This window comes from Paenibacillus sp. EC2-1, assembly GCF_049311625.1.
GTDB lineage: Bacteria > Bacillota > Bacilli > Paenibacillales > Paenibacillaceae > Paenibacillus_AQ.
Window position 1 is genome coordinate 1,743,511 of record NZ_CP186006.1, and the last position, 25,905, is coordinate 1,769,415.

At 42.6% G+C, this 25,905-nt stretch carries 27 protein-coding genes and 1 tRNA gene; 18 read left to right on the top strand and 10 right to left on the bottom strand.

Annotated elements, in window-relative coordinates:
• Nucleotides 1-24: 24 nt before the first annotated feature.
• The 3 genes from fba to nagA are packed head-to-tail and all read left to right on the top strand — an operon-like array spanning nt 25 to nt 3,082.
• Nucleotides 25-894, top strand: a complete 870-nt coding sequence (gene fba / locus ACK8P5_RS08090; RefSeq protein WP_422660432.1) for a class II fructose-1,6-bisphosphate aldolase — start codon at nt 25-27, stop codon at nt 892-894.
• A complete protein-coding gene (locus ACK8P5_RS08095) occupies nt 891-1,871 on the top strand; it encodes a 1-phosphofructokinase family hexose kinase (RefSeq protein WP_422660433.1) in 981 nt (326 codons plus the stop codon). The genes fba and ACK8P5_RS08095 overlap by 4 nt, the downstream gene beginning before the upstream one ends.
• Nucleotides 1,868-3,082 (top strand): N-acetylglucosamine-6-phosphate deacetylase, encoded by a 1,215-nt coding sequence (gene nagA / locus ACK8P5_RS08100; RefSeq protein WP_422660434.1) that lies wholly within the window; start codon nt 1,868-1,870, stop codon nt 3,080-3,082. Before ACK8P5_RS08095 ends, nagA begins: the two co-directional genes overlap by 4 nt.
• A gap of 96 nt (nt 3,083-3,178) precedes the next feature.
• Here nagA and ACK8P5_RS08105 read toward each other — a convergent pair whose 3' ends face one another.
• Together ACK8P5_RS08105 and ACK8P5_RS08110 are read right to left on the bottom strand one after the other, a co-directional pair.
• Nucleotides 3,179-3,694 (bottom strand): L,D-transpeptidase, encoded by a 516-nt coding sequence (locus tag ACK8P5_RS08105; RefSeq protein WP_422660435.1) that lies wholly within the window; start codon nt 3,692-3,694, stop codon nt 3,179-3,181.
• Between the two features lie 262 nt (nt 3,695-3,956).
• Nucleotides 3,957-4,112, bottom strand: a complete 156-nt coding sequence (locus ACK8P5_RS08110) for a hypothetical protein (protein ID WP_422660436.1) — start codon at nt 4,110-4,112, stop codon at nt 3,957-3,959.
• A gap of 664 nt (nt 4,113-4,776) precedes the next feature.
• Here ACK8P5_RS08110 and ACK8P5_RS08115 point away from each other — a divergent pair.
• Nucleotides 4,777-5,517 carry an N-acetylmuramoyl-L-alanine amidase gene (locus tag ACK8P5_RS08115; protein ID WP_422660437.1) on the top strand — a complete coding sequence of 247 codons (741 nt, stop codon included), beginning with the start codon at nt 4,777-4,779 and terminating at the stop codon, nt 5,515-5,517.
• A 225-nt stretch (nt 5,518-5,742) separates the two neighbouring features.
• On the opposite strand, the gene ACK8P5_RS08120 is transcribed toward ACK8P5_RS08115, so the two are convergent.
• Nucleotides 5,743-7,392: a recombinase family protein gene (locus tag ACK8P5_RS08120; RefSeq protein ID WP_422660438.1), complete on the bottom strand. Its 1,650-nt coding sequence runs from the start codon at nt 7,390-7,392 to the stop codon at nt 5,743-5,745.
• A gap of 202 nt (nt 7,393-7,594) precedes the next feature.
• On the opposite strand from ACK8P5_RS08120, the gene ACK8P5_RS08125 reads away from it, so the two are divergent.
• The 3 genes from ACK8P5_RS08125 (at nt 7,595) to ACK8P5_RS08135 (ending at nt 8,835) form a co-directional block, all read left to right on the top strand.
• Nucleotides 7,595-7,666: transfer RNA gene (locus ACK8P5_RS08125), tRNA-Val, on the top strand.
• Between the two features lie 150 nt (nt 7,667-7,816).
• Complete coding sequence (locus tag ACK8P5_RS08130) at nt 7,817-8,080, top strand: hypothetical protein (RefSeq protein ID WP_422660439.1); 264 nt, start codon at nt 7,817-7,819, stop codon at nt 8,078-8,080.
• 311 nt (nt 8,081-8,391) lie between these two features.
• Entirely contained in the window at nt 8,392-8,835 is a 444-nt protein-coding gene (locus ACK8P5_RS08135; RefSeq protein ID WP_422660440.1) for a GNAT family N-acetyltransferase, read from the top strand.
• A gap of 96 nt (nt 8,836-8,931) precedes the next feature.
• Here ACK8P5_RS08135 and ACK8P5_RS08140 read toward each other — a convergent pair whose 3' ends face one another.
• The gene (locus ACK8P5_RS08140) at nt 8,932-9,168 is read right to left on the bottom strand and encodes a DUF3892 domain-containing protein (RefSeq protein ID WP_422660441.1); all 237 of its coding nucleotides are present in this window, start codon (nt 9,166-9,168) and stop codon (nt 8,932-8,934) included.
• 74 nt (nt 9,169-9,242) lie between these two features.
• Nucleotides 9,243-9,980: an MBL fold metallo-hydrolase gene (locus ACK8P5_RS08145; RefSeq protein ID WP_422660442.1), complete on the bottom strand. Its 738-nt coding sequence runs from the start codon at nt 9,978-9,980 to the stop codon at nt 9,243-9,245.
• Between the two features lie 240 nt (nt 9,981-10,220).
• Between ACK8P5_RS08145 and ACK8P5_RS08150 the strand changes: the two genes are divergently transcribed.
• Nucleotides 10,221-10,784 (top strand): copper amine oxidase, encoded by a 564-nt coding sequence (locus ACK8P5_RS08150; protein WP_422660443.1) that lies wholly within the window; start codon nt 10,221-10,223, stop codon nt 10,782-10,784.
• 87 nt (nt 10,785-10,871) lie between these two features.
• Nucleotides 10,872-11,189, top strand: a complete 318-nt coding sequence (locus ACK8P5_RS08155) for a DUF1292 domain-containing protein (RefSeq protein ID WP_422660444.1) — start codon at nt 10,872-10,874, stop codon at nt 11,187-11,189.
• 66 nt (nt 11,190-11,255) lie between these two features.
• Here ACK8P5_RS08155 and ACK8P5_RS08160 read toward each other — a convergent pair whose 3' ends face one another.
• Nucleotides 11,256-12,731, bottom strand: coding sequence for an aminotransferase class I/II-fold pyridoxal phosphate-dependent enzyme (locus tag ACK8P5_RS08160; protein ID WP_422660445.1), 1,476 nt, complete (start codon nt 12,729-12,731; stop codon nt 11,256-11,258).
• A 186-nt stretch (nt 12,732-12,917) separates the two neighbouring features.
• Between ACK8P5_RS08160 and ACK8P5_RS08165 the strand changes: the two genes are divergently transcribed.
• Complete coding sequence (locus ACK8P5_RS08165) at nt 12,918-14,213, top strand: MFS transporter (RefSeq protein ID WP_422660446.1); 1,296 nt, start codon at nt 12,918-12,920, stop codon at nt 14,211-14,213.
• 71 nt (nt 14,214-14,284) lie between these two features.
• Here the strand turns inward: ACK8P5_RS08165 and ACK8P5_RS08170 are convergent, their stop codons facing one another.
• Nucleotides 14,285-14,908 carry a YktB family protein gene (locus ACK8P5_RS08170; RefSeq protein ID WP_422660447.1) on the bottom strand — a complete coding sequence of 208 codons (624 nt, stop codon included), beginning with the start codon at nt 14,906-14,908 and terminating at the stop codon, nt 14,285-14,287.
• A gap of 270 nt (nt 14,909-15,178) precedes the next feature.
• Between ACK8P5_RS08170 and ACK8P5_RS08175 the strand changes: the two genes are divergently transcribed.
• The gene (locus ACK8P5_RS08175) at nt 15,179-15,775 is read left to right on the top strand and encodes a hypothetical protein (RefSeq protein ID WP_422660448.1); all 597 of its coding nucleotides are present in this window, start codon (nt 15,179-15,181) and stop codon (nt 15,773-15,775) included.
• Nucleotides 15,776-15,973: 198 nt separating this feature from the next.
• The gene (gene gndA / locus ACK8P5_RS08180) at nt 15,974-17,383 is read left to right on the top strand and encodes an NADP-dependent phosphogluconate dehydrogenase (protein WP_422660449.1); all 1,410 of its coding nucleotides are present in this window, start codon (nt 15,974-15,976) and stop codon (nt 17,381-17,383) included.
• Here gndA and ACK8P5_RS08185 read toward each other — a convergent pair.
• Nucleotides 17,367-17,684, bottom strand: coding sequence for a hypothetical protein (locus ACK8P5_RS08185; protein WP_422660450.1), 318 nt, complete (start codon nt 17,682-17,684; stop codon nt 17,367-17,369). The genes gndA and ACK8P5_RS08185 overlap by 17 nt on opposite strands.
• Before the next feature lie 201 nt (nt 17,685-17,885).
• On the opposite strand from ACK8P5_RS08185, the gene ACK8P5_RS08190 reads away from it, so the two are divergent.
• Nucleotides 17,886-18,398, top strand: a complete 513-nt coding sequence (locus ACK8P5_RS08190) for a shikimate kinase (protein ID WP_422660451.1) — start codon at nt 17,886-17,888, stop codon at nt 18,396-18,398.
• Between the two features lie 85 nt (nt 18,399-18,483).
• Here ACK8P5_RS08190 and ACK8P5_RS08195 read toward each other — a convergent pair whose 3' ends face one another.
• Nucleotides 18,484-18,789 (bottom strand): rhodanese-like domain-containing protein, encoded by a 306-nt coding sequence (locus ACK8P5_RS08195; RefSeq protein ID WP_422660452.1) that lies wholly within the window; start codon nt 18,787-18,789, stop codon nt 18,484-18,486.
• 149 nt (nt 18,790-18,938) lie between these two features.
• On the opposite strand from ACK8P5_RS08195, the gene aroA reads away from it, so the two are divergent.
• From aroA to ptsP, 4 genes are all read left to right on the top strand, one after another.
• Nucleotides 18,939-20,231, top strand: a complete 1,293-nt coding sequence (gene aroA / locus ACK8P5_RS08200; RefSeq protein ID WP_422660453.1) for a 3-phosphoshikimate 1-carboxyvinyltransferase — start codon at nt 18,939-18,941, stop codon at nt 20,229-20,231.
• Nucleotides 20,232-20,291: 60 nt separating this feature from the next.
• A complete protein-coding gene (locus ACK8P5_RS08205) occupies nt 20,292-20,714 on the top strand; it encodes a CoA-binding protein (RefSeq protein ID WP_422660454.1) in 423 nt (140 codons plus the stop codon).
• 127 nt (nt 20,715-20,841) lie between these two features.
• Nucleotides 20,842-22,725: a glucose PTS transporter subunit IIA gene (locus tag ACK8P5_RS08210; RefSeq protein WP_422660455.1), complete on the top strand. Its 1,884-nt coding sequence runs from the start codon at nt 20,842-20,844 to the stop codon at nt 22,723-22,725.
• A complete protein-coding gene (gene ptsP, locus ACK8P5_RS08215) occupies nt 22,722-24,485 on the top strand; it encodes a phosphoenolpyruvate--protein phosphotransferase (protein WP_422660456.1) in 1,764 nt (587 codons plus the stop codon). The genes ACK8P5_RS08210 and ptsP overlap by 4 nt, the downstream gene beginning before the upstream one ends.
• 165 nt (nt 24,486-24,650) lie before the next feature.
• On the opposite strand, the gene ACK8P5_RS08220 is transcribed toward ptsP, so the two are convergent.
• Nucleotides 24,651-25,175 (bottom strand): type 1 glutamine amidotransferase domain-containing protein, encoded by a 525-nt coding sequence (locus ACK8P5_RS08220; RefSeq protein WP_422660457.1) that lies wholly within the window; start codon nt 25,173-25,175, stop codon nt 24,651-24,653.
• A gap of 252 nt (nt 25,176-25,427) precedes the next feature.
• Between ACK8P5_RS08220 and ACK8P5_RS08225 the strand changes: the two genes are divergently transcribed.
• Nucleotides 25,428-25,901 carry a hypothetical protein gene (locus ACK8P5_RS08225; RefSeq protein WP_422660458.1) on the top strand — a complete coding sequence of 158 codons (474 nt, stop codon included), beginning with the start codon at nt 25,428-25,430 and terminating at the stop codon, nt 25,899-25,901.
• The last annotated feature ends 4 nt before the right edge of the window (nt 25,902-25,905 follow it).

The following is a 25,905-nucleotide window of genomic DNA, read 5'->3' on the forward strand; positions in this document are numbered from 1 at the left end:
CGATCGACATGGGAGGGCTTTACTATGACATTAGTATCATCTACGCCTTTATTACAAACTGCTCGTCGTGGTGGATATTGTATTGGAGCATTTAACGTCCATACACTAGAAATGTTGCAAGCTGTCGTTGAGGCTGCTGAGGAAACACAGTCGCCGTTAATCATTCAATCCACTGTAGGGACCGTAAAGCATCTTGGTCCGGATTATATCGCTAAGGCTGCGTTAGTGGCATCAGAAAGATCAAGCGTACCTATCGCACTTCATTTGGATCATTGTTCTGATTTTAATATCATTATGCAGTGCATTCGCGCTGGTTATACTTCGGTTATGATTGATGCCTCTCATGAGCAGTTCGATGTGAATGTTGCTATGACCAAAAAAGTGGTTGAGGCAGCGAATGCAATTGGTATCAATGTTGAAGCAGAACTAGGACGAGTTGGTGGAGTAGAGGATGATATCGTTGTCGATGATGAGCATGCACTCCTTGCTGATCCAGACGATTGTGCACGTTTCGTAGAGTTGACAGGTGTGCACACACTTGCGCCTGCGATCGGAACAGCACATGGTATCTACAAGGGTGAGCCTAACATTGATTTTGATCGAATTGAGAAGATTGCTTCCAAGGTGTCTGTTCCATTAGTACTACATGGTGGATCTGGTATTCCTGAAGAACAAGTAAGACGTTGTGTAACGCTTGGTATGTCCAAGATGAACGTTGCAACTGAACTTCGTATTGTATTCTCAGATGCGATTAAAGAAGTATTTAATCAGAATCCAGAGGAGAATGATCCTCGTAAATATATGGTGCCTGCTAAAGAAGCGTTGAAGAAGGCAGCTATTGAAAAAATGCGTCTGTGTGGGTCGTTTGGTAAAGCAAAGGATTATCTGCAATGAATACCCAAATCATCACCGTTACATTAAATGCAGCAATTGATAAAACGTATTATTTGAACGGATTCTCAACCGGAAGTGTAATGCGTGTGGATCGTGTTCATGCGATTGCTGGAGGTAAAGGTCTAAATGTTGCGAGAGTTCTTCAACAGCTTGGGCATGAATCTGTCACAGCTACCGGCTTCACGGCTGGATACAACGGACAGTTTATTGCTAAGGCAGCGGAAGAGGAAGGCATACATACCGATTTCGTGGCTACGGCTGGTGAATCGAGAGTATGTCTGAGCATTGTAGACGAGCTGAATCATTCATTTACCGAGGTGCTGGAGCCTGGACCACACTTGACTGCTGAAGATGAGAATAAGATGAAAGCGAAAATGGAGGAATTGGCTCAGCAAGCTGGACTTATTATTATCTCTGGAAGTATGCCAAAGGGATGCCGCCCAGAATTATATACTGAGCTGATCGAAATTTGTTCCTCTCACGGTGTTGATGTGTTTCTGGATGCGAGCGGTTCTCCGCTGGTCGAAGGGATGAAGGGAAAACCGGACTTTATTAAGCCGAATGAGGATGAAATTAAGCCATGGCTGAACGCTAATGGACCGATTAGTAATGACACTGAAGTTGTCGGCGAATTTGCCCTTCAGAACTACGGTACCGCCATTCAGAATCTTGCAAAGGATACGGGAATTCCGAGAGTAATCGTCTCCTTAGGTGCGATGGGAGCATTAGCTTGTATCGATGGGGTTCTGTACCGGATTCGTATCCCGAAGCTTCAAGCGGTTAATCCCGTTGGAAGCGGGGATTCCTTTGTAGCCGGTTTTGCTTATGCACATGTCCGTGATCAATCAGTGGAGCAGTGTTTACGTTATGCTGCGGCTGCAGGCAGTGCCAATGTACTTAATCCAACAGCCGGCTGTGTATTGCCTGCCGATCACGAAAGGATTATGGGGCAAATCGAGGTAGATGTATGGGAATGATTAATGATTATACTTCGGGTATCGATGTTGACATTGTTGATGGTGAGATTATCTCAGGCCATGAACGGTTCGAACGTGGTGTTCTTCAAATCCGTGGAGGCAAGGTCCATGCCATCTTATCACTTGAGGGATGGGAGAACTCTCCTCGCAATTCTTTAGTTCACGTGTATGATGCAGCAGGACGTACAGTTATTCCTGGTTTCGTTGATGTTCACGTACATGGTGGTGGTGGATTTGACGTCATGTCAAGGAAGAAGAGTGACCTTGAAGGGATGAGTCTTTTTCATGCTTCACGGGGAACAACCTCGTTTCTGGCAACGACCCTTACAGCAGGACACTCTGAGTTGCTAGAAGCAGTGCGAGTAGCGGGTGAATGCACGTTACAGCGAATGCCAGGAGCACAAATTGCTGGTATTCATCTTGAGGGACCTTATTTGAACCCAATCAGATGTGGCGCGCAGAATCCGGAACATATCCGTGAAGTTGACCTTGATGAGCTTAGACAGTACTGGGAAGCATCCCAAGGTCAGCTCAAATTAATTACACTTGCTCCGGAACATCCCCAGGCTGAAGCTTGTACGCGCTTTTTGACGGAACGAGGTGTGACGGTATCCTTGGGTCATTCGGATGCTGATTTTGAGACGGTGAAGAAGATTGTTCAGTCGGGTGCTAGTCACGCTACGCATCTGTTCAATGGGATGAGACCTCTTCATCACCGCGAACCTGGAGTGGCAGGCGCATCTTTGATGCTTGATGAGATCACAGTTGAGCTCATAGCTGATGGAATCCATGTGCACCCCGAATGGGTTAAGTATGTTCTGAGAACTAAAGGCAGTGAGCGGGTTGTTATGGTAACAGACTGCATCGGTCAGGCTGGAATGAAGGATGGAACTTTTGACTTCGGAGGTCTTCCGGCCATGATGATAGATGGGATCGCCTATCTTCGTCTTGAAGATGGGAAAGCGGGAAGTCTAGCGGGTAGTACACTTAGCTTAGAGCGCTCCCTCCAAAATGTGAGAAGCTGGACGGGTTTACCGCTGGGTGAGCTACTCCCTGCATATACCCGAAACCCTGCTCGACAAGCTGGTTGTCTAGACCAGAAAGGGACATTGTCTCCGGGCAAGGATGCCGATTTCCTGCTTCTCGGTGCGGAAGGACAGGTTGAGGAGACTTGGGTCTGTGGCAGAAGAGTATATACTAGTCATTCTTAATCAACAGACTATATTTCCTTGGAAATAAATGATTTTACTGTGGATATAAAAAGCCAAACACATTGAGGTGTTTGGCTTTTTTGCAGTTCTTAAGTATTATTTTTGAATGAGTACAGGGGTGTTCATCTTAACCTTATCAAATAACCAGCGGACTTCTTTATTATGCATTCGAATACAGCCTTCTGAAACGTATTTACCGATGGAAGCTTCATTGTTGTTACCGTGAATGGCGTAGGCATAACTTGTTTTCCCATTAATCTTTACATTGATACCAAGCCATCGATCGCCAAGAGGATTCTTGGGATCACCACCCTTGATCTTTTCTTTATAGTAAGGCCTATTTTTTGTCTTTTCATGAATTTTGAATAGACCTTCGGGGGTGTAGGAAGGTTTTTTTCCTGTGGCGACTGAGAACGTCTTGATCGCTTTACCTTTTTCATAGTAAGTGAGTTTGTTGGTGGACTTATCAATCACAATAAACTGTGCGTATTTTGCATATTTATTGTCTAACTTCTGAGTTGCCGCGTCAGCTGGTTTGACGATAGGTAAGACAAACACAAGAAGTAAAGCGAAGATAAGTACACGAGTTAACGCTTTGAAGATTTGAATCACCTCTTTTCGCTATTCCAGTATATGCGAGGGAACTCGAAAGTTGCCGTTTTTTATACTGCTTTACAATGGATAGAGTTTGTATTTTTATGATTCAGCAGATGGGAAGAAACGGTGACATATAATATACGATCTTTGTAATGAAAAGGAAACATTTAATTTTCAATTTTTTTCACACGAAAAAAACCTTTAAGCTTACAAGACAGGCATCGTAATCGATGGCTTAAGAATCTTGTAGGCTTAAAGGGGATAGATGAAATTCCTATTATTGTTTTAAGGAGTCTGTTCTTTCATAAGCAATTAACGTAACCTCTTTACCTGTAAGGCTGGCTATAGCTGCTTCCGCAGCTTTAATAGCATTTATAGTCTGTTCATCATCACTTAGTGAAGCAATTTTGTATTCATTGGAATGAATGTCCATTTGCTGATCCTCCTTTTGTATTGGTTTACGATTCATGATAGGATTTCCCATATGGCAGAAATTGAATACAGGTATGACTCTAGAACTTTGCAGACGTGTGAGAACATGGACGGGATCGATCGTAAGTAAAAGTTGTAAGGAATTGCTACTCGCTAAATTTTTTTTAGAAATCTGATTCGCATGTTTGAAATGTGGTTATATAAAGAATAAGTGGGAAGTGGTAATAATCATTCAGCACACGGAAAACAGTAATGCATTCCGAAAGGTTGTTGATTCACCATGAACGCTCTGAAATGGAAAAGAAAAAGACGGTCCGGACTTCGGCGGTTCTTTAAAGGTAAAATACCCTAGCAATTGGAAGATTGCTTAGACTATACAATCGCTTCCCACGATACAAAGCCCTGCGGATGATCCGTAGGGCTTTTGTTTGTGTTATTTTGTGTTATAACGAAGCGTATCCGAATTACTCTAAAAAAACACATCTGTTAAACGGATGTGTTTTTTTGTGCTATGGCACAAACGGTTCAACAGACTTGAAGAATAAAATAAAGCACCTCATATTGCGAAAGGAGGGAGCAATGGCAATTATGAGAATGGGGTGTGGTGTATCTGTTGCTCATAGATACTAGGCTGTTATGCAGGCCAAGAAAGGAGTTGTAGGTGAATGAAGAAGATATGGATTGATGCCGGCCATGGTGGAAAAGATCCAGGTGCTGTTGGCAATGGGCTACAAGAAAAAGATATTGCTCTGTCCGTAGCGAATGATATGAAGAGAAGATTAGAAACGAGTTACGAAGATGTACAAGTCATGCTGTCACGCTCTACCGATGTATATCTAAGTCTCACGGAGCGTACGAGTGCTGCTAACAATGCCGGCGCGGATATACTGGTTTCTATTCATTGTAATTCCGGTGGTGGCGCAGGAGGTTTTGAGAGTTATAGATACACCTCGGCAATGACTGCATCCGTTGCACTTCAAAATATAGTTCATGCAGAAATCATGGCTGCATTATTACCACTTGGCGTAATAGATCGCGGTAAGAAAGCAAAAAATTTGCATATGGTGAGAGAGAGTAGTATGCCTGCCATTTTGACGGAAAACCTATTTATCGATGTTGCCTCAGATGCGCAGAAACTAAAAGCCCCTGAGGTGATTAAGGCCATTGTGGATGGACATGTTTCTGGAATTGCCAAGTATTTAGGGCTAAAAAAGAAAGAGGCAACAGAGCCGGTTCGTGATATTCATGTGGTTAGTCCATGGGCAGCGAAAGCTTGGGAAGAGGCAATAGCGAATGGGTATTTTGATGGTACTCGTCCAGGAGCACCTATCACACGGGAAGAGGCTGCAATCGTCATGAGTCGGTTAAGTAAAAATTTGATGAAGTTAATCGATGAACGAAAATAAACATTTATGTTTCCCTAATGTTTATTTAATCTCCCATTAAGTTTTATAGATTACTATAAAGATACCCCTTTTTATATAGTAGAAGCCCCTCTAAATCTGGTTAGAGGGGCTTCTTTGCGTAAAGATTTAGATATGAAAAGAGTCAGGAAAAGAAACATGACTTCGCTAGATTATATAAAAACTTATGCCTTTTTATCGGATTTATTTCAAATGACATGCGTTAGTTTAAATATATAATTCTCCAAATAGTTTTCTTATATTTAATTTTAGATTGATCGTTATCTCTTGTTTGCTAACAAAGATATTCTCAACCAGAATTCCAAGAATATTTTTCTTTTTTTCAGTGGATACTTTATAGAATGACTTTTTCCAATAAGGAATATATTCTTTTAAAAGTTCCATTTCTTTTAATTCTATATTCTTCGTATTGACTACCTGTTCTAGCTTGGCTAGCTTAGAGTTTAACACTTCAATCTCATTATTTTTTTCTTCTATAAGATTATTAAGTAATTCTGGTTTAAAGGAACTTTTTCCACATAATGAATTAGGCACTTCAGCGTTTAGTATAGAGAGTTCCACATATGATTGTTCAATATTCTCTTGGTTTATTTTTATTTGTTTTTGGTCTATGTTAACAATCTTCTTTTTAAATATTTCGATTTGATTTGAAATATCTATTTCTTTTAAATTTTCTATGTAATAGTCGATTCGCTTGAGAATACTCTTTTCTAGTTTATTTGCGGAAAAGGTGGATTGCCCTGTACATTCAGTTTTTCCTTGAAGTTTTCCAGAACATCTATAGCTTTTGTTGTGATTGTATTTTACTATCTGTCCATCTGCTGTCTTGTATTTATTAACAAATGTTGTAGTGGTGAGTCTAGATTTACAACAGCCGCATCTTGCCAAACCGATAAATAGAAGAGAACCTCTAGTGTTCATTTGATTATTATCGTCACTACTATAAACTTTGGGATTACGTTTCTTTCTGATTTCTTGAACTCTTTCCCAAACCTCAGTATTGATTATTACAAGATCAGGTAAAACAGGGGAGAAGGTTTGCGTGTCTACATTTCGATATCGCATAACTCCTTTGTATATTGGATTTTTTAATATTACATTTATTGTGGCTGCTCCCCATTTTATAGCCTTTTTGGCAGGAATGTTATTTTCATTTAGATACTTTGCAATTCTTAATTGTCCATAACCCTCATCATGAACTAATTCGTATATTTTTTTTACGACCAAAGCTTCTTCTATATCAACAACCAAATTAATTAATGACTTCCCTCTTTTATTGACATTTCCAGAGTCTACCCCCTTGTATCCATAGGGAATACTTCCTCCTCTAAATATACCATCCTCAACCATTTGAGTATGTTTTTCATTGACTCTTTCAGAGGTTTTCCTGCTTTCATTGCTTGACTGCCAAAACCTAAGATAATTCATCAGTCTATCGCTAATTTGTTCAATCTTTTGCTGTCCCTCTAGAACGGACCACATCTCAATACCTTGGTTTACAAACCATTCTAAAACATATGGAGTTTCATCTTCTATTCTTCCAAGCCGATCAAACATGAATACTAAAAGAACATCAAATAAACCTTTTTCTGCGTCTTGCCTAGCCTGTTGTATTACATCGCGATTTGCGATGGAGACTTTAAAACCAGAAACGCCCTTTTCCGTATATTCTTTAACTAATTTCCACCCATCTTGTTTCTCAATGAAACTTCTACAGGCTCTCTGTTGCATTGGAATTTCATCATCATCAAGCTGGCTTTTCATTGAAACGCGATATAAAGTAGCGACTCTTTTATTTAATTTATTTTTTTTGTCATTCACATTCACCATATCTTTTTTCTGTCCTTTCTTTAACATATTAAATATCTAGTTTTACATGTAAAAATCTTATACCCTAAATATTCCAATTACAAGAAGAGAATATAGAAGTTTTCAGATGAGGAATCGTCAAGAAAAAATTTCAGGAAAGACATTTGATGAGGTAAATGTAATAATTTAGTTTATATGTAATTTACACTTGTCAAATTTAAGGATTACATGTTATTATTACTTACGTTGTTGGACGGTAGCTCAGCGGGAGAGCACTGTCTTGACAGGGCAGGGGTCATGGGTTCGATCCCCATCCGTCCAATTTTAGAAAACGCCATTTTGTAGATTAAGTCTACAAAATGGCGTTTTCTACTTATTAATGATGCTAGTGTCAATTGTTTTCTCGTTATAAAATAAGAAGTTCCGGTTCACACTATGGAAAGCATGATTTTCCATAAGGAGTGAAGATAACATGTGCGTAAGTAAGCATCTTAGAGACGGTGTAATAAGGATTTGTACTATATTATTGTCTGTCCTCTTATTTAGCGGCTGCAGCATACCTTCAAGAAATGTGGAGCCTGAGAATATCAAGCCGATGACATCGCCAGTGATGATCCATGTGTATGAACGTTCAGTAGAGAAGGATGTATACTCATCTGATGGAAGACGTGGAGAAAAAATCATTCCAGAGCCTTCACTGGAGACGCAAGATCATTTACAAGACGTAGTACATTAATCAGCACAGGTAGAATGTATTATTTATAAAAACCGTCGACCATAAAGGGTTGACGGTTCTTGGTATGTTTCTTATTCCTCATCCCATTTTCGAGAATAGCCTTTTTTGATGGTATAGAACATGGGATAAATCAATATTACGGATATGATGATTGCCCAAAAAATCGTGCCTCCAATACCGATGCCCGACAGCCCCTTTCCAAATTAATCTAATTTGATTTTACTATACAAGAAAACTAAAGTTTTGTATAATAATTCAACTTGATCCGGCGAGATATGCAGGAAATTTTTTGATTGATGAGGTGTTTAATTATGGCAGCAGAGATCATAAATGTGACAACAATGGAACAGTTACGTGAAGCGCTGGATATTCGTATGGAAGTATTTGTACAGGAACAGAAGGTGCCAGCAGACTTAGAGATCGATGAGTATGACACGCTGGATGCTGATGCTTTTCATATACTTATTAAATATGATGGAGAGTATGCCGCTACAGGCAGGGTTACATATTACAACAAAGACTCTGCCAAAATGCAGCGTATCGCCGTACGCAAAGATTTTCGTTCCAAGGGACTCGGCCGGGTGCTGTTAATGGCTATGGAAACACAGGCGCGGGAACTGAAGCTTGTATATTCTGTATTGGATGCACAGTGTCAAGCAGAAGGTTTTTATAATAAACTTGGTTACGTTGCGATTTCGGATGAACCTTTCGATGATGCTGGTATTCCGCATGTGCGGATGAAAAAAGAACTATAAGATCTTATTGCATAATCTAAAGACCCCGAACTTGAAGTTCGGGGTCTTTTTACGCTTAATACTTCATTTATTACTTCATCTATGATGAAGAGTTAGTTAGAATATCGGCAAATTATCCAAGTTGTTATTAGGATCGCCATCCGCATTGGACCGTAGATGCATTTCATCATCTCGTCCTCGGAATACGTTTAGATTTTTAATTTCTTTGTTTTGGACCATTTGCTGAGCTGTTTTATAATCGACGACATTGCCTGTGTTTAGCTTTAATTGAATGATGTCACCATCACCATTTTTTCTTACGGCCACGACTTCTGCTTGTTGATCTTGGTTCATATTGTATCGCCTCCCGTACATAATATCCCCGAGGCAATTGGATTTCTATTCATTATTTCTTAAATTATATAGTTTCAAAGCTCATAAAGACGATGTTGTTCAAGGAATTTCATGACATGGGTTTGACCTAGGTAGTTCTGCATGTTGTCTCCGTAATGCATGAGATAAATCTGCTGCTGGATGTACTCAGGTAGGCTCAAAAGCTCCTGCAGTGTTGTGTGCACCTCACCTCGCCCTTCAAGCTGGCATTCATGCAAAATCACCTCACATCCGCGCTCATTTATTAATTGGGCGAGGAGTCCAGGGGTGAAGATCATATCCGCACTGTAGAAAATACGTTCATTAAAGTAAATGGAGTAACTATCTTTCCCGGGAATGTGCTGTGTGTGGATAAGCTCTGCTCGTATGCCAGGTGAGATGTCCACGGCAACTCCTGCTCTCAAAGGACGCACATCAAAAATATCTTCAAGACAGGTGATGTATCCTTCCTGGAACAATCCACCTCGTAAGGTGTTATCCCACAGAGGTGTCACGAGGGTCTCTGCTATATATAAAGGAAGTTTTCGATTGTACATCATTTTCAACTTGAATGCTAATTCCTCCAGTCCACCAACATGATCTGCATGAATGTGTGTGATCAGAACAGCATCAACGAATTCGAAAGAGCGGCCTAATTGATGCAGTGCCATAGGTGCTGTCACACCGCAATCCAGAAGAAGGGTGAAGCTTTTATCAAAGATAAGCGCGTTATTGTTATAGTATGTTTTTGCGAAGGCACTCCCAGTACCTAACATTTGTAATTGTAGCTTCAATGAACTCAACCTCCAGGTGATTAATATGTAAGGTAATAGGTATTAACTATATCTTAACGAATTCTATGTTTATTTACACCGGGTATTCATCAAAAAGTGTCATATAGAACCAAGGTACTAACCAGCGATGCTATAAGTAACAAAAAATTGCCAGGGAATTCAATTTTTTGCGCAACTTTGTTTTTTAGCTTGTAGTATAACCATATAACAACTAGAAAAAGTATACGGAGGTTTGTTTATATGAAATTAAAATGGAAAAAGGTAATGGCCTGCACTTTATTAATTTCGTTACTCGGTGGCAGCTCACTGCTGTTTGCAGATTCATTTAATGAACAAGTTCGAGTATGGATGAATGGCAAGGAATTGAGTGATGGCGGGTACTTAATTGATAACAAAACATATATCCCGGTTCGAGATATTGATGGCGCGGTGAATTGGGACAAAAAGAGCGGAAGAGTGGATGTTATTAAACCTAATGTACATATTTTTCTGTTTAAAGGAGATACTGCATTCGGAAATGTTAACCGGGGCAAGTTGAAATTCAATGTATTTAGCCAGATCGACACTTTAAATGCAGATATACATTCTGTGAAAGTGGCCATATCGGATCCCTCCGGAAAAGTGAAAGATATTCAAACCCAGGAAATGAAAAATAACAACAGTGACAATTTCTGGTTCCGAACGTATGACTTCACCTACGATTTCAATACAATCGGTAAATATTCCGTCGGTTTTTATATTAAAACTTCCGCTGATTCGGCTTTTGTGAAAGTGGCTGAGAAAGTAATCACTGTTCTCAAGTGAAGTAATAGCAATGGTAAATTGACCTAGTTATTCTTCCGTGTTACCATACGGAAGTATGATAATTTAACTGAAGTGAGGTATTTTTTAATGAGCGATCACAAACATGAACACGGAGCTGACTGTGGCTGCGGTCACGATCATGACCACGACCATGAACACGAAGAGTTCGTGCTTACATTGACGGACGAGCAAGGCAATGATGTAGAAATGGTACTCGTAGAGACATTTGATGTCGGCGAGAAATTGTACGCACTACTTCTTGAGCGTGAGAATCCAGGAGCAGATGGCGTCATTCTTCGTATGGAAGAAGAGAACGAGGAAATGGTTCTTTACAATATCGAAGATGAAGAAGAATGGAATGCAGTTGAAGCAGCTTATAACGAGCTTGTAGCAGCTCAAGAATAGTATTTGTTCAACAGCAAAGACCCCGGTGCGTCCACACTGGGGTCTTTGCTGTTTGGTCCCTATTTTTTAGAATATTGGATCTGCTTCAACGATTACTTTGACGTTCTGAATACTGCGATCTTCCGGTCCTTTAACAGGAAGTCCCACATCCACATGGTCTATAATATAATCGATATTATCCTGCGAGATTACCTCACCCGGCAGTAGGATGGGAATTCCTGGGGGATATACATAGATGAATTCAGCAATTATCCGTCCTGCAGATTCCTTAAACGGTACGACTTCCGTATCTCCATAAAAAGCATCTCTTGGAATCAAGGAAAGCTGAGGAATCTCTGGTATTTTTACGATAAGTTCATTAATCTCATTTACATTATTGTAAGTCTTGGACATATCACGTAGCGCAGTAAGCAGTATTTCAATGGACTCAGAAGTATCCCCTGGGGTAACCAAGCACAAGATATTGTACATATCGCTAAGCTCGACTTCAATATTGTAATGTTCACGTAGCCAGTTTTCCGTTTCATATCCGGTAATACCTAGATGGCGTACATGAATCGTTAATTTAGTAGGGTCATAACTGTATGCGGCCTCTCCGCCAAGGATGTCTTCACCAAAACAGTATAATCCTTCGATTTCGTTAATAGCAGCACGAGCATATTGTGCAAGCTCAATCGCTTTGGCAGCCATTTCACGACCGTTCACTGCTAAATTACGACGAGATGTATCAAGCGATGCTAATAAAATGTATGAGGTTGAGGTGGTTGTCAACATACTGATAATCGTCTGGATCCGGAAAGGATTAACATAACCATTCTTCGTATTCACATTAAGGACAGAGCTTTGAGTCATGGAACCACCCAGCTTATGGACACTCGTAGCAGCCATGTCGGCACCTGCTTGCATCGCTGACATCGGGAGGTCCTCATGGAAGTGTATCAGCACACCGTGCGCCTCATCAACCAATACAGGGACGTTAAAGCTATGGGCGAGGTCTACAATTTCTTTCAGATTAGCACTTACCCCGAAATAGGTAGGGTTAATGACGAGAACAGCTTTCGCATCAGGATGTCTTTTCAGAGCTTTACGCACAGAGCTAATCGTAATTCCGTGGTCGATTCCTATATTTGAGTCTTGTGCCGGCGATATAAATACAGGTTTAGCACCTGAATAAATAATGGCGGACATGACGGATTTATGAATATTCCGAGGAACGATAATTTTGTCCCCTGGAGAACAAACTGTCATGATCATGGTCATGATCGCTCCGCTTGTTCCTTGAACACTAAAAAAGGTGTAGTCAGCACCAAATGCATCGGCAGCAAGTTGCTGTGCTTCTGCAATAACACCCGTCGGTTGATGAAGGTCGTCCAATGGGGCAATATTAATTAAGTCTATTGAAAGTGCATTATCCCCTATGAATTCCCGGAATTCGGCATCTGTACCGAGTCCTTTCTTATGTCCCGGAATGTGAAACTGTACGGGATTCTTGGCCGCATGTTCTTTAAGCGCGGTGAATAGCGGAGTACGGCTATGGTCCATGGACGCTGTCACAACCTTTCTGTGTCTGAATTGTTTATGATTGTCGATTTGTGTTTTATATAAACAAAATTGAGTATAGCAAAATAGAGGGGGATTGCAAGCAAATGATTTGGAGGCATTTCTTCTTTGAGATCAGGAAACAATAGAGATAAGTGCTTTACAGTATGAGCGATAGGATGTGAGTCCATGACTGAGGTCATTTCCACGGCGAATAAGCGCCGATTGATGTCTCCTTTTTTCTTTGAATTGCTTGCGATTATTTTTCTAGTCGAATTTATTAAGGGTTCACTACTTGTCGCGATTCTTCCAGTATATATGAAAAATGTTCTTGGCGTATCAGGAACGGTGATCGGTGTTGCCTTTGCACTGCAGTACTTAGGCGATAATCTGTTCCGCAGTCCAGCAGGGTGGATCGCTGAACGTCTTGGCTTCAAGACAACGATGACTGTAGCACTTACCATGGTCGTTCTAGGTGTGCTTATCATTGCCTTTACCGATGGCCCGATCTGGCTTTCATTCGCCTGTCTCATCCTTGGGACAGGAACAGCTCCGTTATGGCCTTGCGCAATGACAGGAGCTACTGAAATCTCAGGGCCTAATAACAGCAATGGTACAGCCATGGGGGCCTTGGAGACAGCGGCTCTCGCTGGAACGGGAGTAGGCCCGATTACCATGAATTTTGTGATGGAACACACATCGAAGAATTATCAGACAGCTTTTTTAATCATGATTGGTGCGGGCATTATACTTGTGCTAACAGCATTATTGCTTCCTGGCAGGGTGAAAATTGCGTTAAAAGCAGAGGTCTCAGCTACTGCTGCACTAACAGGGAATCGACTGAAGGATGGCTTGAACAAGCTTAGGACTAGCGTGAAAGCTACACTTCATGAGGTTAAGACCACGCTGAATGTCAGCTGGTTAGTGTATCCTGCACTATTCCTCCAGTCTTCCGTCATCGGGCTGTTAAGTCCCGTATTGACGCTCTATGTTAGCAATGAACTCGGTGTATCTCCGAATCAGTACAGCTTGCTGCTCGTTGTTGGGGGTGGAATTACCGTTCTTGCACTAATACCAGCTGGTAAACTGATTGACCGTTTCGGGACGACACCATTTTTGAACACAGGATTCCTTCTCTGTGCGATAACCTTGTGTATATTCACTCTTTTTAAATCACTTCCAATTGTGTACGGACTAGTATGTGCCGTTGGTGTTGCTTACGCCATGATATTACCAGCATGGAACACCTTTGTTGCCAGTTTAGTTCCCAAGGGGGAACGGGGAACGGTATGGGGCTTCTTCTTAACTTTACAGGGGTCAGGGATGGTATTCGGACCAATTATTTCCGGATGGCTCTGGGATGGAGTCGGTCATGGTGCTCCATTTGTTGCGAGCGGAATAGTCATGGGAACGTTATTCTTCATTCATCTGTTTCTATCCAGGCGTCACGGTTCAGGGGTTCAATCAAGTCGCGCGAAGGCTTAAATCTACGCAGCTCAATATAGGACAAACAGCCTTAGCTCATTTGAGCTAAGGCTGTTCAAGTTTTATCTAGTCTAGAATGCCATCCGGTACAGGGGAAGCAGCGTTTCAAACGTCTCCTGAATTTTTTCAATCAATTGCTCACCACTAAGTTTAGCTGCTTCTTCACGAGGAATACGAAGGCCGCACATGACCTCGGCTTTCTTTACCTGCTGTAGCTTATGAATGAGGGCGCTCATACGCTCATGATCCATATCCGCATGCGACGTACCGGTCGGACTCATATGATCGGTGGACCAATAGAACTGATCAGGCAGTTTAGCTTTTATGTCGGACATTTTCTTGTCTAGATTACTTGCAAATACCGTCTTGTTCGGACTTTCATATATGATGGCAAAAATAATGAATAGATGCGATTCGAACATACCGACCTCAAAATGCGGTAACGCTTTATAACCTCGCTTGTTCGCAGCCCAAGCCACCCAAGTGTCAATCGGTGGATTTACCGTTCTTCGTGCGTGCTTAGCAACATGGACGAACATTTCTTCCCCACATACCGCGGATATGTAAGGAGCGATCTCAGCACCTAGAGTCTCTAGTTTGGGACGAACACGCTCGATAAGCACTTCCATGCGGTTCTCTAGCCCTGGAACATTAAAAACATCAAAGTCATCTGCAGTAAATCCTGAAAAACTCATATAGAAACAACCTCCCTGTAAGTAGTCATAACGTGTGGTTGAGGACAATCCTTTCAAGTCTTTAATTCAGGTGGAAAAGGTTATACCTAGGCATCCATCTGGTTTCAAGTTTGTGCCTCAATATTAGAGGGTAAAAATAGTCAATAAACCAAGTTACCGTTACATAAGATGAAGTATAAGATATAGATAAGACAACGTCAAAGAAGTCCAACCGTAATAAATCATCTTAGCCGCATAAGATAGGAGAAGGAGTACCGAGGAGGGAGTGCCGTGAATAAGAGCGAGGAAGTGGAGTATTGCAATTTGGAACTCCGGTTTGACCGCCGGCATATCCAGGACTTAATTAAGGAATTGATCCAAGAAGGATATTCTCTTTATTGGAGTGAGAACGACGTCCAATTTGTCATATCTATCCGGACGGGTCGAAAGCTTGTAAAACTACGCTTCCAGCGTACAGGCAGCGGATATAAACTGGTTGGTGACTATATGATCAGGGACCCGAAGCTTGCAGAATGGATGGAGAAGCTTATCGAGAACACGCGAGGACATGCGGTTGTGAAGCGGTTTAAAGACAGGCAGATATTAATTGAGAATATTTTGTTTGGAGAGGTCATCCGCCTTGTGGAAATTTCTGGGTACCGGCAGCGCGTGCTCTACCAGAAAGGAACGCCCATGACAGAGCAGGAGATGGTTCGTCTGTTCGAGTCGAAGGAAGGAGAACGACGATTACTGCTATGCAGGCTTGAAGCTGATGATGAGCTGGAGAAGCTGTATAAGGCGATTCAAACCGGAAATGAAAGTGCTGCCGCTGATTGCAAAAAAAGACTCTACGAACTCTCGCTTGAGCTATTACGACTTGAATGGTAATCAGATTCCTGCACAAACTAAAAAGCACGAACAACACCTCAGACGTTCAGGGGTGTTTTCGCGCGGTCAGTTTTCAAGTGAGGGGGTTCACTTCTCTGCGGAAAAACGTTAATATAGGTGTATTGTGAGTCATCCGCGGTTTACACTGCTCGTGATGAATTACGTACAAATATAATGGAGTAAAGGATGGAGAACCAGATGGAAAAACAACAAATTGGTGTGATTGGCCTTGCTGTAATGGGTAAAAATTTGGCTCTAAACATCGAGAGCAAAGGCTTCACCGTTTCCGTATATAACCGCTCTCCGCAAAAAACGGAGGATCTGTTGAAGGAAGCAGAAGGAAAAAACCTCAAAGGAACATTCTCCATCGAGGAATTTGTGGAGTCTCTTGAAACTCCTCGTAAGATTCTAATCATGGTTCAAGCTGGACAAGCTACTGACGGTACAATTGAGCAGCTTCTTCCACATTTGGATCAAGGTGATATCATTATCGATGGAGGTAATGCTTACTTCCCTGATACGGTTCGTCGTAGCAAAGAGCTTGAAGCTAAAGGCTTCCGTTTCATCGGTGCTGGTGTATCTGGCGGAGAAGAAGGAGCGCTTAAAGGTCCTTCTATCATGCCTGGTGGACAGAAGAGTGCTTATGAACTCGTTCAACCGATCCTAACAGCAATTTCTGCAAAAATTAACGAAGAGCCTTGCTGTACATATATTGGTCCAGACGGTGCGGGTCACTATGTGAAAATGGTTCACAACGGCATTGAGTATGGAGATATGCAGCTGATCTGTGAAGCTTATCATCTCATGAAAGATGTACTTGGACTCGATGCTAAAGAACTTCATGGTATTTTCTCCGAATGGAATAAAGGCGAGCTAGATAGCTACCTAATCGAAATCACAGCGGATATCTTCTCGAAATATGATGAAGAGACAGGTAAGCCGATGGTTGATCTTATTTTAGATACAGCTGGTCAAAAAGGTACTGGTAAATGGACAAGCCAAAGCTCCTTGGATCTAGGCGTTCCATTGTCCATGATTACAGAATCCGTATTCTCCCGTTTCCTTTCTGCAATGAAAGAGGAGCGTGTGGCAGCAAGCTCTATCTTGAACGGTCCAAAAACGGAAAGTTTCTCAGGCGACAAAGCGGAATTTATCGAAAATGTCCGCAAAGCGTTGTTTGCGAGCAAAATCGTTTCCTACGCTCAAGGTTTCGCACAACTTCGTGTTGCATCTGATGAATATAACTGGGATCTTCAGTATGGTGAGCTTGCTAAAATCTGGCGTGGGGGCTGTATCATTCGTTCCCGTTTCCTTCAGAACATCACGGATGCATACAACAACAATCCGGAACTGAAAAACTTGCTTCTGGATCCGTTCTTCAAAGAAATCATCGAGAACTACCAAGATGCATGGCGTAAAGTTGTTGCTTCCGCAGTAACTCTTGGTATTCCGGTTCCAGGCTTCGCAAGTGCGCTCGCATACTACGACAGTTACCGTACAGCGAACCTTCCTGCAAACCTGCTTCAAGCACAGCGTGACTACTTCGGTGCTCATACATTCAAACGTGTAGACAAAGAAGGCGTATTCCACTTTAACTGGATGGATTAATATCCGTTAAACCGTGAACTACATCACGCAGACATGCGCGAATGTCATCGTCATCGGCATGAAAGTGCGCTTTGTTGCCTAGAAGTAGCATAGCAGCTTCGCAGTATCTGCTGAAGCTTTGTAGTAATCGTGGCTTTGAGAGGTCCAGTAGCGCTGGGTCTTTCGAAGCCACTTTTTTTTGTACATAATGTAGAACCCAGATAATATCTTCGCGGCATAGAGGGTGCGAAGGATCTAGAATCATGCTGAGTCTTTTTGGTGGTTCAGGCCTCGTGAATTGGTCGTAAGACATTGTCTTCATATCACTCCTGATCATCATAATCTTGCAAAGGGTATTACTATTTATATGGCAATTTATCAAAAGATAGACTGGTAGAGTAGAAATATATATGGAGCTCTCATTTGGCGCATTTAGGCTAAATAGCTGGATTGTCCAATCTTTTGGGCCTGTGGTATGATATGAAAAAGTTTAATAGGCTGAATGTGCAAATGAGGTGAGGAAATGAATCAAACGGGCCAAAATATCATTCTGATTGGTATGATGGGGACAGGCAAGAGCACAGCTGGGAGTATTATCGCACAACAGTTAAATTATACCCTTGTTGATCTGGATGCAGAAATTGAGAAAGCAGTAGGGAAATCGATACCAGCCATTTTTGAAGGTGAAGGTGAGTCTTTTTTTCGTAACGCAGAGTCGGCGGTACTCGAGAGAGTTCTTGAGCGTCAGAAGCTCGTGATCGCTACGGGTGGCGGATCTGTGCTTAGGCAAGAGAATTGTGAGCTTATGAGCAGTAAAGGCTGGGTAGTTGCCCTCACGGCAGATGAGTCTGTAATTATTGAGCGAGTCCGTGGGGATGGGAACCGTCCGCTGTTGGCTGGGAACCTAGAGGCCAGGGTGAGTAAGATTATGGAAGAGCGTAAAGATTGTTATCGCTTTGCAAATGTGACGGTGGATACAACAGGTTGTTCCGCCCATGAAGTAGCGCATCATATTTTAACGCATTACCGCGGCTAAGCTTCAACTGCAATAACTGATGCATACAGAAGTGGGAATATTCCCACTTCTGTAAGTAGCGAAGAATAAAATGTTCGTATAGGAACTATTCTTCGTTATTCCACTGAAGCATGCCACCTGTCATATTGACAACATTCTGGATTCCTTGATGGCTCAAAAAATCACATACATGTTGACTGCGTCCACCGCTGCGACAGATGAATATTACCTCGGTATTACGAGGGATTTCATCTAATCGGCTAGGGATGTCTCCCATCGGGATATGTTTAGCACCGGCAATCATACCTTGTGCGACTTCATCATCTTCGCGTACATCAATCATGTAGATGTTTTCTCCGTCTTGGAGCCGGCGTCTAAGCTCGGAAGGTTCAATCTGGGGAATAGGTTTCATCGAAATGTTCCTCTTTTCTGAAGTTATTAAGCCTTCGTCTATGCTTTCATGATACCGAAGGGGAGAATTACCTGTCAATTTATCTATGGTACTTATGGAAGATAAGAAGAGGACTTTGCTTAAATCATAAATAAGGAGAGATTACATACATGGACGTTATCGTAAGGCCGACACCGGAATTAAAAGGAGAAATTGGAGCACTTTCCTCCAAAAATTACACGACCCGTTATTTACTTGTTGCTGCTCTTGCTGAAGGGGAGAGCACAATTTATTATCCAGCTCACAGTGAAGACAGTGACGCAATGAGACGCTGTATCCAAGATCTTGGTGCGACGCTTGTAGAAGATGGAGAGAAAGCAGTTATAACAGGATTCGGTCGTTCACCTAAAGATGTGACAGAGCTGAATGTCGGAAATGCGGGAGCTGTCCTTCGATTCCTAATGGGAATTACATCGCTCTCGAAAGAAGTAACGTTCGTTAATACATACCCGGATTCACTTGGAAAGCGTCCTCATGATGATCTTATCGATGCGCTTGGTCAGTTAGGTGTACAAGTGGAGCATAATAATGGCCGACTTCCGATAACCATTCGTGGAGGCCAAGCAAAAGGCGGACAGATCACTGTATCCGGTGAGGTCAGCTCACAGTACTTAAGTGCACTGCTGTTCGTAACACCACTATTAACTGAAGATAGTGAGATTACGGTTACAGGAGATCTGAAATCCAAGGTAGTCATCGGGCAGACACTTGAAGTGTTAGAGCAAGCTGGTATCGTGATACATGCTTCTGAAGATTACACGCAATTCCGTGTGCCAGGAGGACAGGCCTACCAAGCGAAGACCTATACGGTGCAAGGCGATTATCCAGGTTCAGCAGCTGTACTAGCGGCAGCAGCAGTTACGCAATCTGATGTGACCATTCGCAATCTATCAGAAGATAGCAAACAAGGTGAGCGAGCGATTATTGATGTACTTCAGATGATGAAGGTGCCTCTAACGCATGAGAATGGTGATGTTCATGTGAAGGGAAATGGAAAATTGCAGGCACTTGAGTTTGATGGAGATACAGCGACTGATGCTGTACTGGCTATGGTTGCTGCTGCAGTGTTCGCGGATGGGACCTCTCGTTTCTACAATGTAGAAAATTTACGCTATAAAGAATGTGACCGGATTACGGACTATTTGAACGAGCTTCGAAAAGCCGGTGCACATGTTGAGGAAAAACAGGCTGAGATCATTGTTCATGGTCGCCCTGAAGGTGTAGAAGGCGGCGTTGAGATAAATGCTCATTATGATCATCGGGTCATCATGGCTCTAACCGTCGTAGGTTTACGTTCGGAGAAGCCATTACGCATCAAAGATGCCCATCATGTAGCGAAGTCTTATCCGCAGTATTTCGACCATTTGAAGGCGCTTGGCGCGAATGTGGAATGGGTACAATAATAAATAAGGGACTAACGCATGTAAACATTTTTGGATGAGTCCCGGAAAGGTGGACTTAAGATGGCATTTGAAAATCCTACACGAGAGCAAATAGCAGACATATTACGGAATGCGGGAAATATTGCAGTAGTCGGTTTGTCAGATCGGACGGACCGAACCTCATATATGGTTGCACAAGCGATGCAGAACCGTGGATACCGCATCATACCCGTGAATCCGAAAGCTACTGAGATTCTAGGGGAGAAGTGTTACTCATCCCTTAAGGACATTCCAGAAGCTGTTAGTATTGTAAATGTGTTCAGACGAAGTGAATATTGTGCTGAGGTCGCTGAGGAGGCTGCTGCGATTGGGGCTAAGGTACTCTGGCTTCAGCAAGGGATTATAAGTGATGAAGCTGCGGCTATTGCAGAAGCCCATGGTATGATCGCAATTATGGACCGCTGTATTAAAGTTGAGGATTCTATCGCTCTCCGCGAGAAATAAACTGTTCGAAATTGTATTCGTTTATGGCAAGCCCTGACATTCAGAGCTTGCCTATTTTTTGTTAGGCAATTCTTTTGACAAAATCATGCTGAGCGCTTACCATCTAGAATAGAAAGGAGGGCTCGCCTTGAATTGGTTGGGATCTTTACAGCAATTGGGCAGAGCAGTCATGCTCCCTACGATGGCTCTTCCTGCGGCGGCTCTCCTGCTTAGTTTCGGGAGTTTGCCCTGGGCTTCATGGGGAATGGAATCCTTGGGTGAGGTCGCTTCAGCGGCCGGCCACGGTGTTTTCTATTATATGCCCTATTTGTTTGCAATCGGGGTGGCATGGGGGCTATCTAACCAAGGTGGACCAGCCGGGCTAGCAGCACTTGCTGGCATGTTCATCTATGATCAGGTTACTGCGGTGGCCGGGGACGGTAGCGTGCAGCCGTCAACCTTGATCGGTATTATTTTCGGAGTTGTTTCGAGTATAGTCTACAATCGTTTTAAACATATTAAGCTTCCGGAGGCGATACAATTTTTCGGAGGCTCTCGTTTTGTACTGTTAATTATGGGCTTATTCTCAGCTGTATTTGCTTGGGGAATGACCAGTGTAGCGCCCCTTATACAAAAAGGGTTTGAAGCATTTTATTTATTAACCGTTCATATGGGTGGTTTTGGTCTGTTTTTATACGGAATTTTATATCGTGTATTAACGGCCTTTGGGCTCCACCATATTTTAAACAATGTGTACTGGTTTCAACTTGGAACATACGAAACTTCGGATGGTGTAATAGTACAAGGAGATTTACCGCGTTTCTTTGCCGGGGACCCGACTGCTGGAGATTTTATGGCTGGGTTATTTCCAATCATGATGTTCGCACTTCCAGCTATTGCGTTTGCTATTATTCAAGAAGCTCGAGAAGATCTGAAACCTAAGGTGAAGAAGACCTTTATGCGTTCAGCTCTTGTTTGTTTCTTGACTGGGGTATCAGAGCAGATCGAATTTGCTTTCTTGTTTGCATCTCCATATCTCTATGTTCTTCATGCATTAATGGCTGGTTTCGCAATGGTGTTAACGTATATCTTTAATGTTCATCATGGCTTTTCATATTCTGCAGGGTTTATCGATTTTGTTATTAACTATCATCTTTCTCAGAATGCTTGGATTTTGATTCCTATTGGCATCGCCTACGGATTAATCTACTATTTTCTGTTCCGCTGGGCAATTCGAAGGTTCGGAATCCCAACGCCGGGGCGTGAGGAAGGCTCTGCACTAGAAGGTTGGGCAGGTAATATACCTTATCAGGCTCCACTGATTCTGGATGCACTGGGAGGGAAAGATAACATCGTGCAGGTAGAATCCTGTATGACGCGACTTCGACTAACCGTTTATAACGATCGTCAGATCGACACGAACGCGCTTAAACTGCTTGGCTCCGCAGGAATCATTAAGCTAGGTGGCGGTAACGTACAAGTTGTGTTCGGAACTTACTCTGAGCTGATTCGAGAAGAGATCAATAAACTGATGCAACGTGATCTGCCAAGGGTACTGTTTAGTGCTCCCGTTCAAGGAAGAATGCTGCCTATTGAGGAAGTTCCAGATGATATCTTTGCAGCTAAGCTAGTAGGTAGTGGGGTTGCATTTATACCGGAGAAAGGTGAGCTGGTTTCACCGGTGTTCGGGACCGTAATGCACATATATCCTACGATGCATGCAATTGGGATCTCTACGCCGGAAGGCTTGGAGGTACTTATACACATAGGTATTGATACATCACAGTTGAAAGGACCCTTCACAGCTGTTGTCAGTGAAGGGGACACGGTTGAACCAGGACAACTGCTGGTGCGATTTGATCTTGCGTATTTGAAGAGTCATGCAGCATCACTGGCTACACCGATGGTGATCACGAATCCAGATAAGGTGAGGTCCTGGAACTATGCTCCTTTTAAATCGGTCAAAAAAGGACAGTCATCGGTCATGTCAGTCGTACTAAATGAGAGTAACGCTGGGGGTAGAGAAACATGATACAAGGCATTGGCGCAGCAGCGGGCGTTGCGTTCGGGAAGGCGTTTGTCCTTCCTCACTGGGAACTGGATCTGCCGGATTCTGAAATCGACGCTGTCGATTTAGCTAAAGAGTTCGAGCGACTTTATGAAGGCATACGAACCTCCAAAGATGAAATAGAATATATCAAGAATGAATTCAAAGAAATGGTGGGGGACGAGGAATCTCATATTTTTGATGCACATCTTGCCATTTTGGAGGATCCGGTGTTCATGAATGAGATTCAAGGGCTCATTGAACGACAATACAAAGCGGCTGAAGTGGCTGTTAAGGAAGCGATTGACCACTTTGTATCGATGTTTGATCTGCTTGATGATGAATATATGAAGGAGCGGGCAATTGATATTAAAGATGTCGGTAATCGACTACTTAAACATTTGCTTGGCGCACCTGAAGTGACACTTCCGTCAGATACACAGCCCTATATTCTCGTGGCAAAGGAGCTGTCTCCATCACAGCTTGCTCATCTCAATCCATCTCATGTTCTAGGCATTGTGACGATGTCTGGAGGTAAGACTTCTCATTCTGCCATCATGGCCAGAGCGATTGGAATTCCACTTGTATCTGGAATAGAGAACCGACTGGAGCAGCCGATTCAGACTGGCGAATTCCTTGTGATCGATGGTGACGAGGGGCATTTATATGTTAACCCTAGTCCAATGATCTTAGAGCGATACCAAAGGATTCGTGATGATCAGCGGAAGAAGAAAGAACAACTTCAACTGCTATCGTCTGTCGAAGCTGTTACGAAAGATGGTTCACATTTTCATCTTGCTGCGAATATGAATTCTCTGAAAGAGCTGGAAATGGCTTTAAAGAACGGGGCTCAGGGTGTGGGCTTGTTTCGTACGGAATTCCTCTATATGGATCGAGATACATTTCCGACTGAAAATGAGCAGTTTGAGGTTTACCGGCAGGTTGCCGAGAAAGCAGGAGATGCCTCTGTTGTCATTCGGACGCTCGATATCGGTGGAGATAAGCAGCTGGACTACTTCTCACTGCCGGAGGAAGAGAATCCAGTTCTAGGGTATCGTGCGATTCGGATTAGTCTGGATCGAATGGAGCTTTTTCAAACACAGTTAACTGCCATCTTAAGGGCGAGTCATTATGGCAAAGTAAAATTAATGTATCCTATGATTTCTTCCGTTGAAGAGGTTCGTCAGGCGAACGAAATCCTCAAGCGTGCTATGACGGATCTTGATCGGCGCGGCATTGCTTACGATCCGGATATTAAGGTTGGCATTATGATTGAAATACCTGCAGCGGTAACTATTGCGGATATGTTAGCTGAAGAGTGTGATTTTTTCAGTATTGGCACGAATGACTTAGTACAATATGTTCTTGCGGTGGATCGTATGAATGAGCAGATTGCTCATATGTATCATCCGTTTCATCCAGCTGTCATTCGAATGCTTAGGGCGACAGTAGAAGCTGCTAAGCGTGCTGGAATACCTATCAGCGTCTGTGGTGAACTTGCAGGTGATGAGCGTGCTATTCCACTCTGGCTTGAGTTTGGTGTACAGAAGCTAAGTATGTCCCCCCTATCTCTACTTAAAGTGAAACATCGAATTCTGAATACGAACGCTGAGGAAGCGAAGAAAGAGGCTGAAGCCTGCTTTAAACTTCGCACAAGTTCAGAGATCGAAGAGCGCCTGACTAGATTTGCTGAGCAAAACAACTTTAAGAGCGATGGTGTTAGCCAAGATACACCTGCACTATAAACGCTTTGAGTTTTATGTTCGTTTTTTTGAACGGACAAGCTCATCGTGATGGATATAACGAACAGATCAAAGTGCATACATTTGAAAAGCCGTCTTAAGGAATAACAGTTCCTTTGGGACGGCTTTTTGTATGAATTGAATCTTAACTTAAATTAATTAGTTAAATTATTCGCCAGCCAGTGCATCGCAGAATGCCTTACCGTAAGGTGGCAGATCCGGAGGACGTCTAGCTGAAATGATGTGACCGTCAGTAACTACGGCTTCATCTTTCCAGATCGCACCGCCATTCTCCATATCATCACGAATACCAGGCGTGGAAGTAACAGTTACTCCATTTAAAATCTTCGCTGAAATTAATACCCATCCTGCATGGCAAATTTGTCCGATTGGTTTTTTATCCTCGTGCATGTCACGAACCAATTGAAGAACTTTGTCGTAACGACGTAACTTGTCCGGAGCCCAGCCACCTGGTACTAGAATGCCGTCATAATCTTGACTATTCAATTCATCAAACGAATATTCTGCAGTTGCTGGAACACCATACTTGCCAATATAGGTTTTGCCCTTTTCTTGACCAGCTAAATGAACCTCAGCACCTTCTTCACGAACTCGGTATACAGGATACCATAACTCTAAATCCTCAAACTCCTCGTCAACGAGAGCTATTACTTTTTTACCTGTGAGTCTCATAGGTTCCAAGCTCCTTTCTAAAATACAATTCCGGCTTACACTAGCATGGGTCGGTATGACGTTTGCTGCCGAATGTATTCATTGTATCAAATCCATCAGTGCGTTTCACTATTCATACAACAGGATGAACCATAATTGGAAAACAATATATTGTTACAATTTGAAGGATTTTCGAGTTGATAGTCGAATAGTACTATTCATGTCAAAGCGTATTATCGAAATGACGATTAGTCCCGACTTATTAGACATCATGTGATAGGATTTGAGGTGGCCCAATTGTTCAAGAATTGCAAATGTGGACAGATGATGAGTGTCGATCTTAGAAGGCTGGTGTTTGCACGAAAGGTCTGGATCTCCCATGTTCCTGTTTATGCTTGTCAGGATTGTTCATTATATGAACTCTTACCGTTACTTAAGGCAGATTTAGTCTGCTATATAAGCTCGCTTGGTGATGTGAAGCAACGTATGCAAGTTTCATTCGCGGACATCTATGAACCAGCTTCTGTGCTACGGGATGTGTTGGCATCTTCTAGTGATTCATTGCTTGAATTTCAACATCGCTGCAAGGTTGCATTTGATGATCGGATCAATCAGTTGCTGGATCTTTATCGTGTTGCCCAATTAGAGTGTGACACGGAGTGGATGGCAGAGATAACTACTCGGCTGAAGAAGATGACTGCATTTGTACAATTGCAAAATGAGTATCTAGATTTCTGTGCGAGTTAATGAT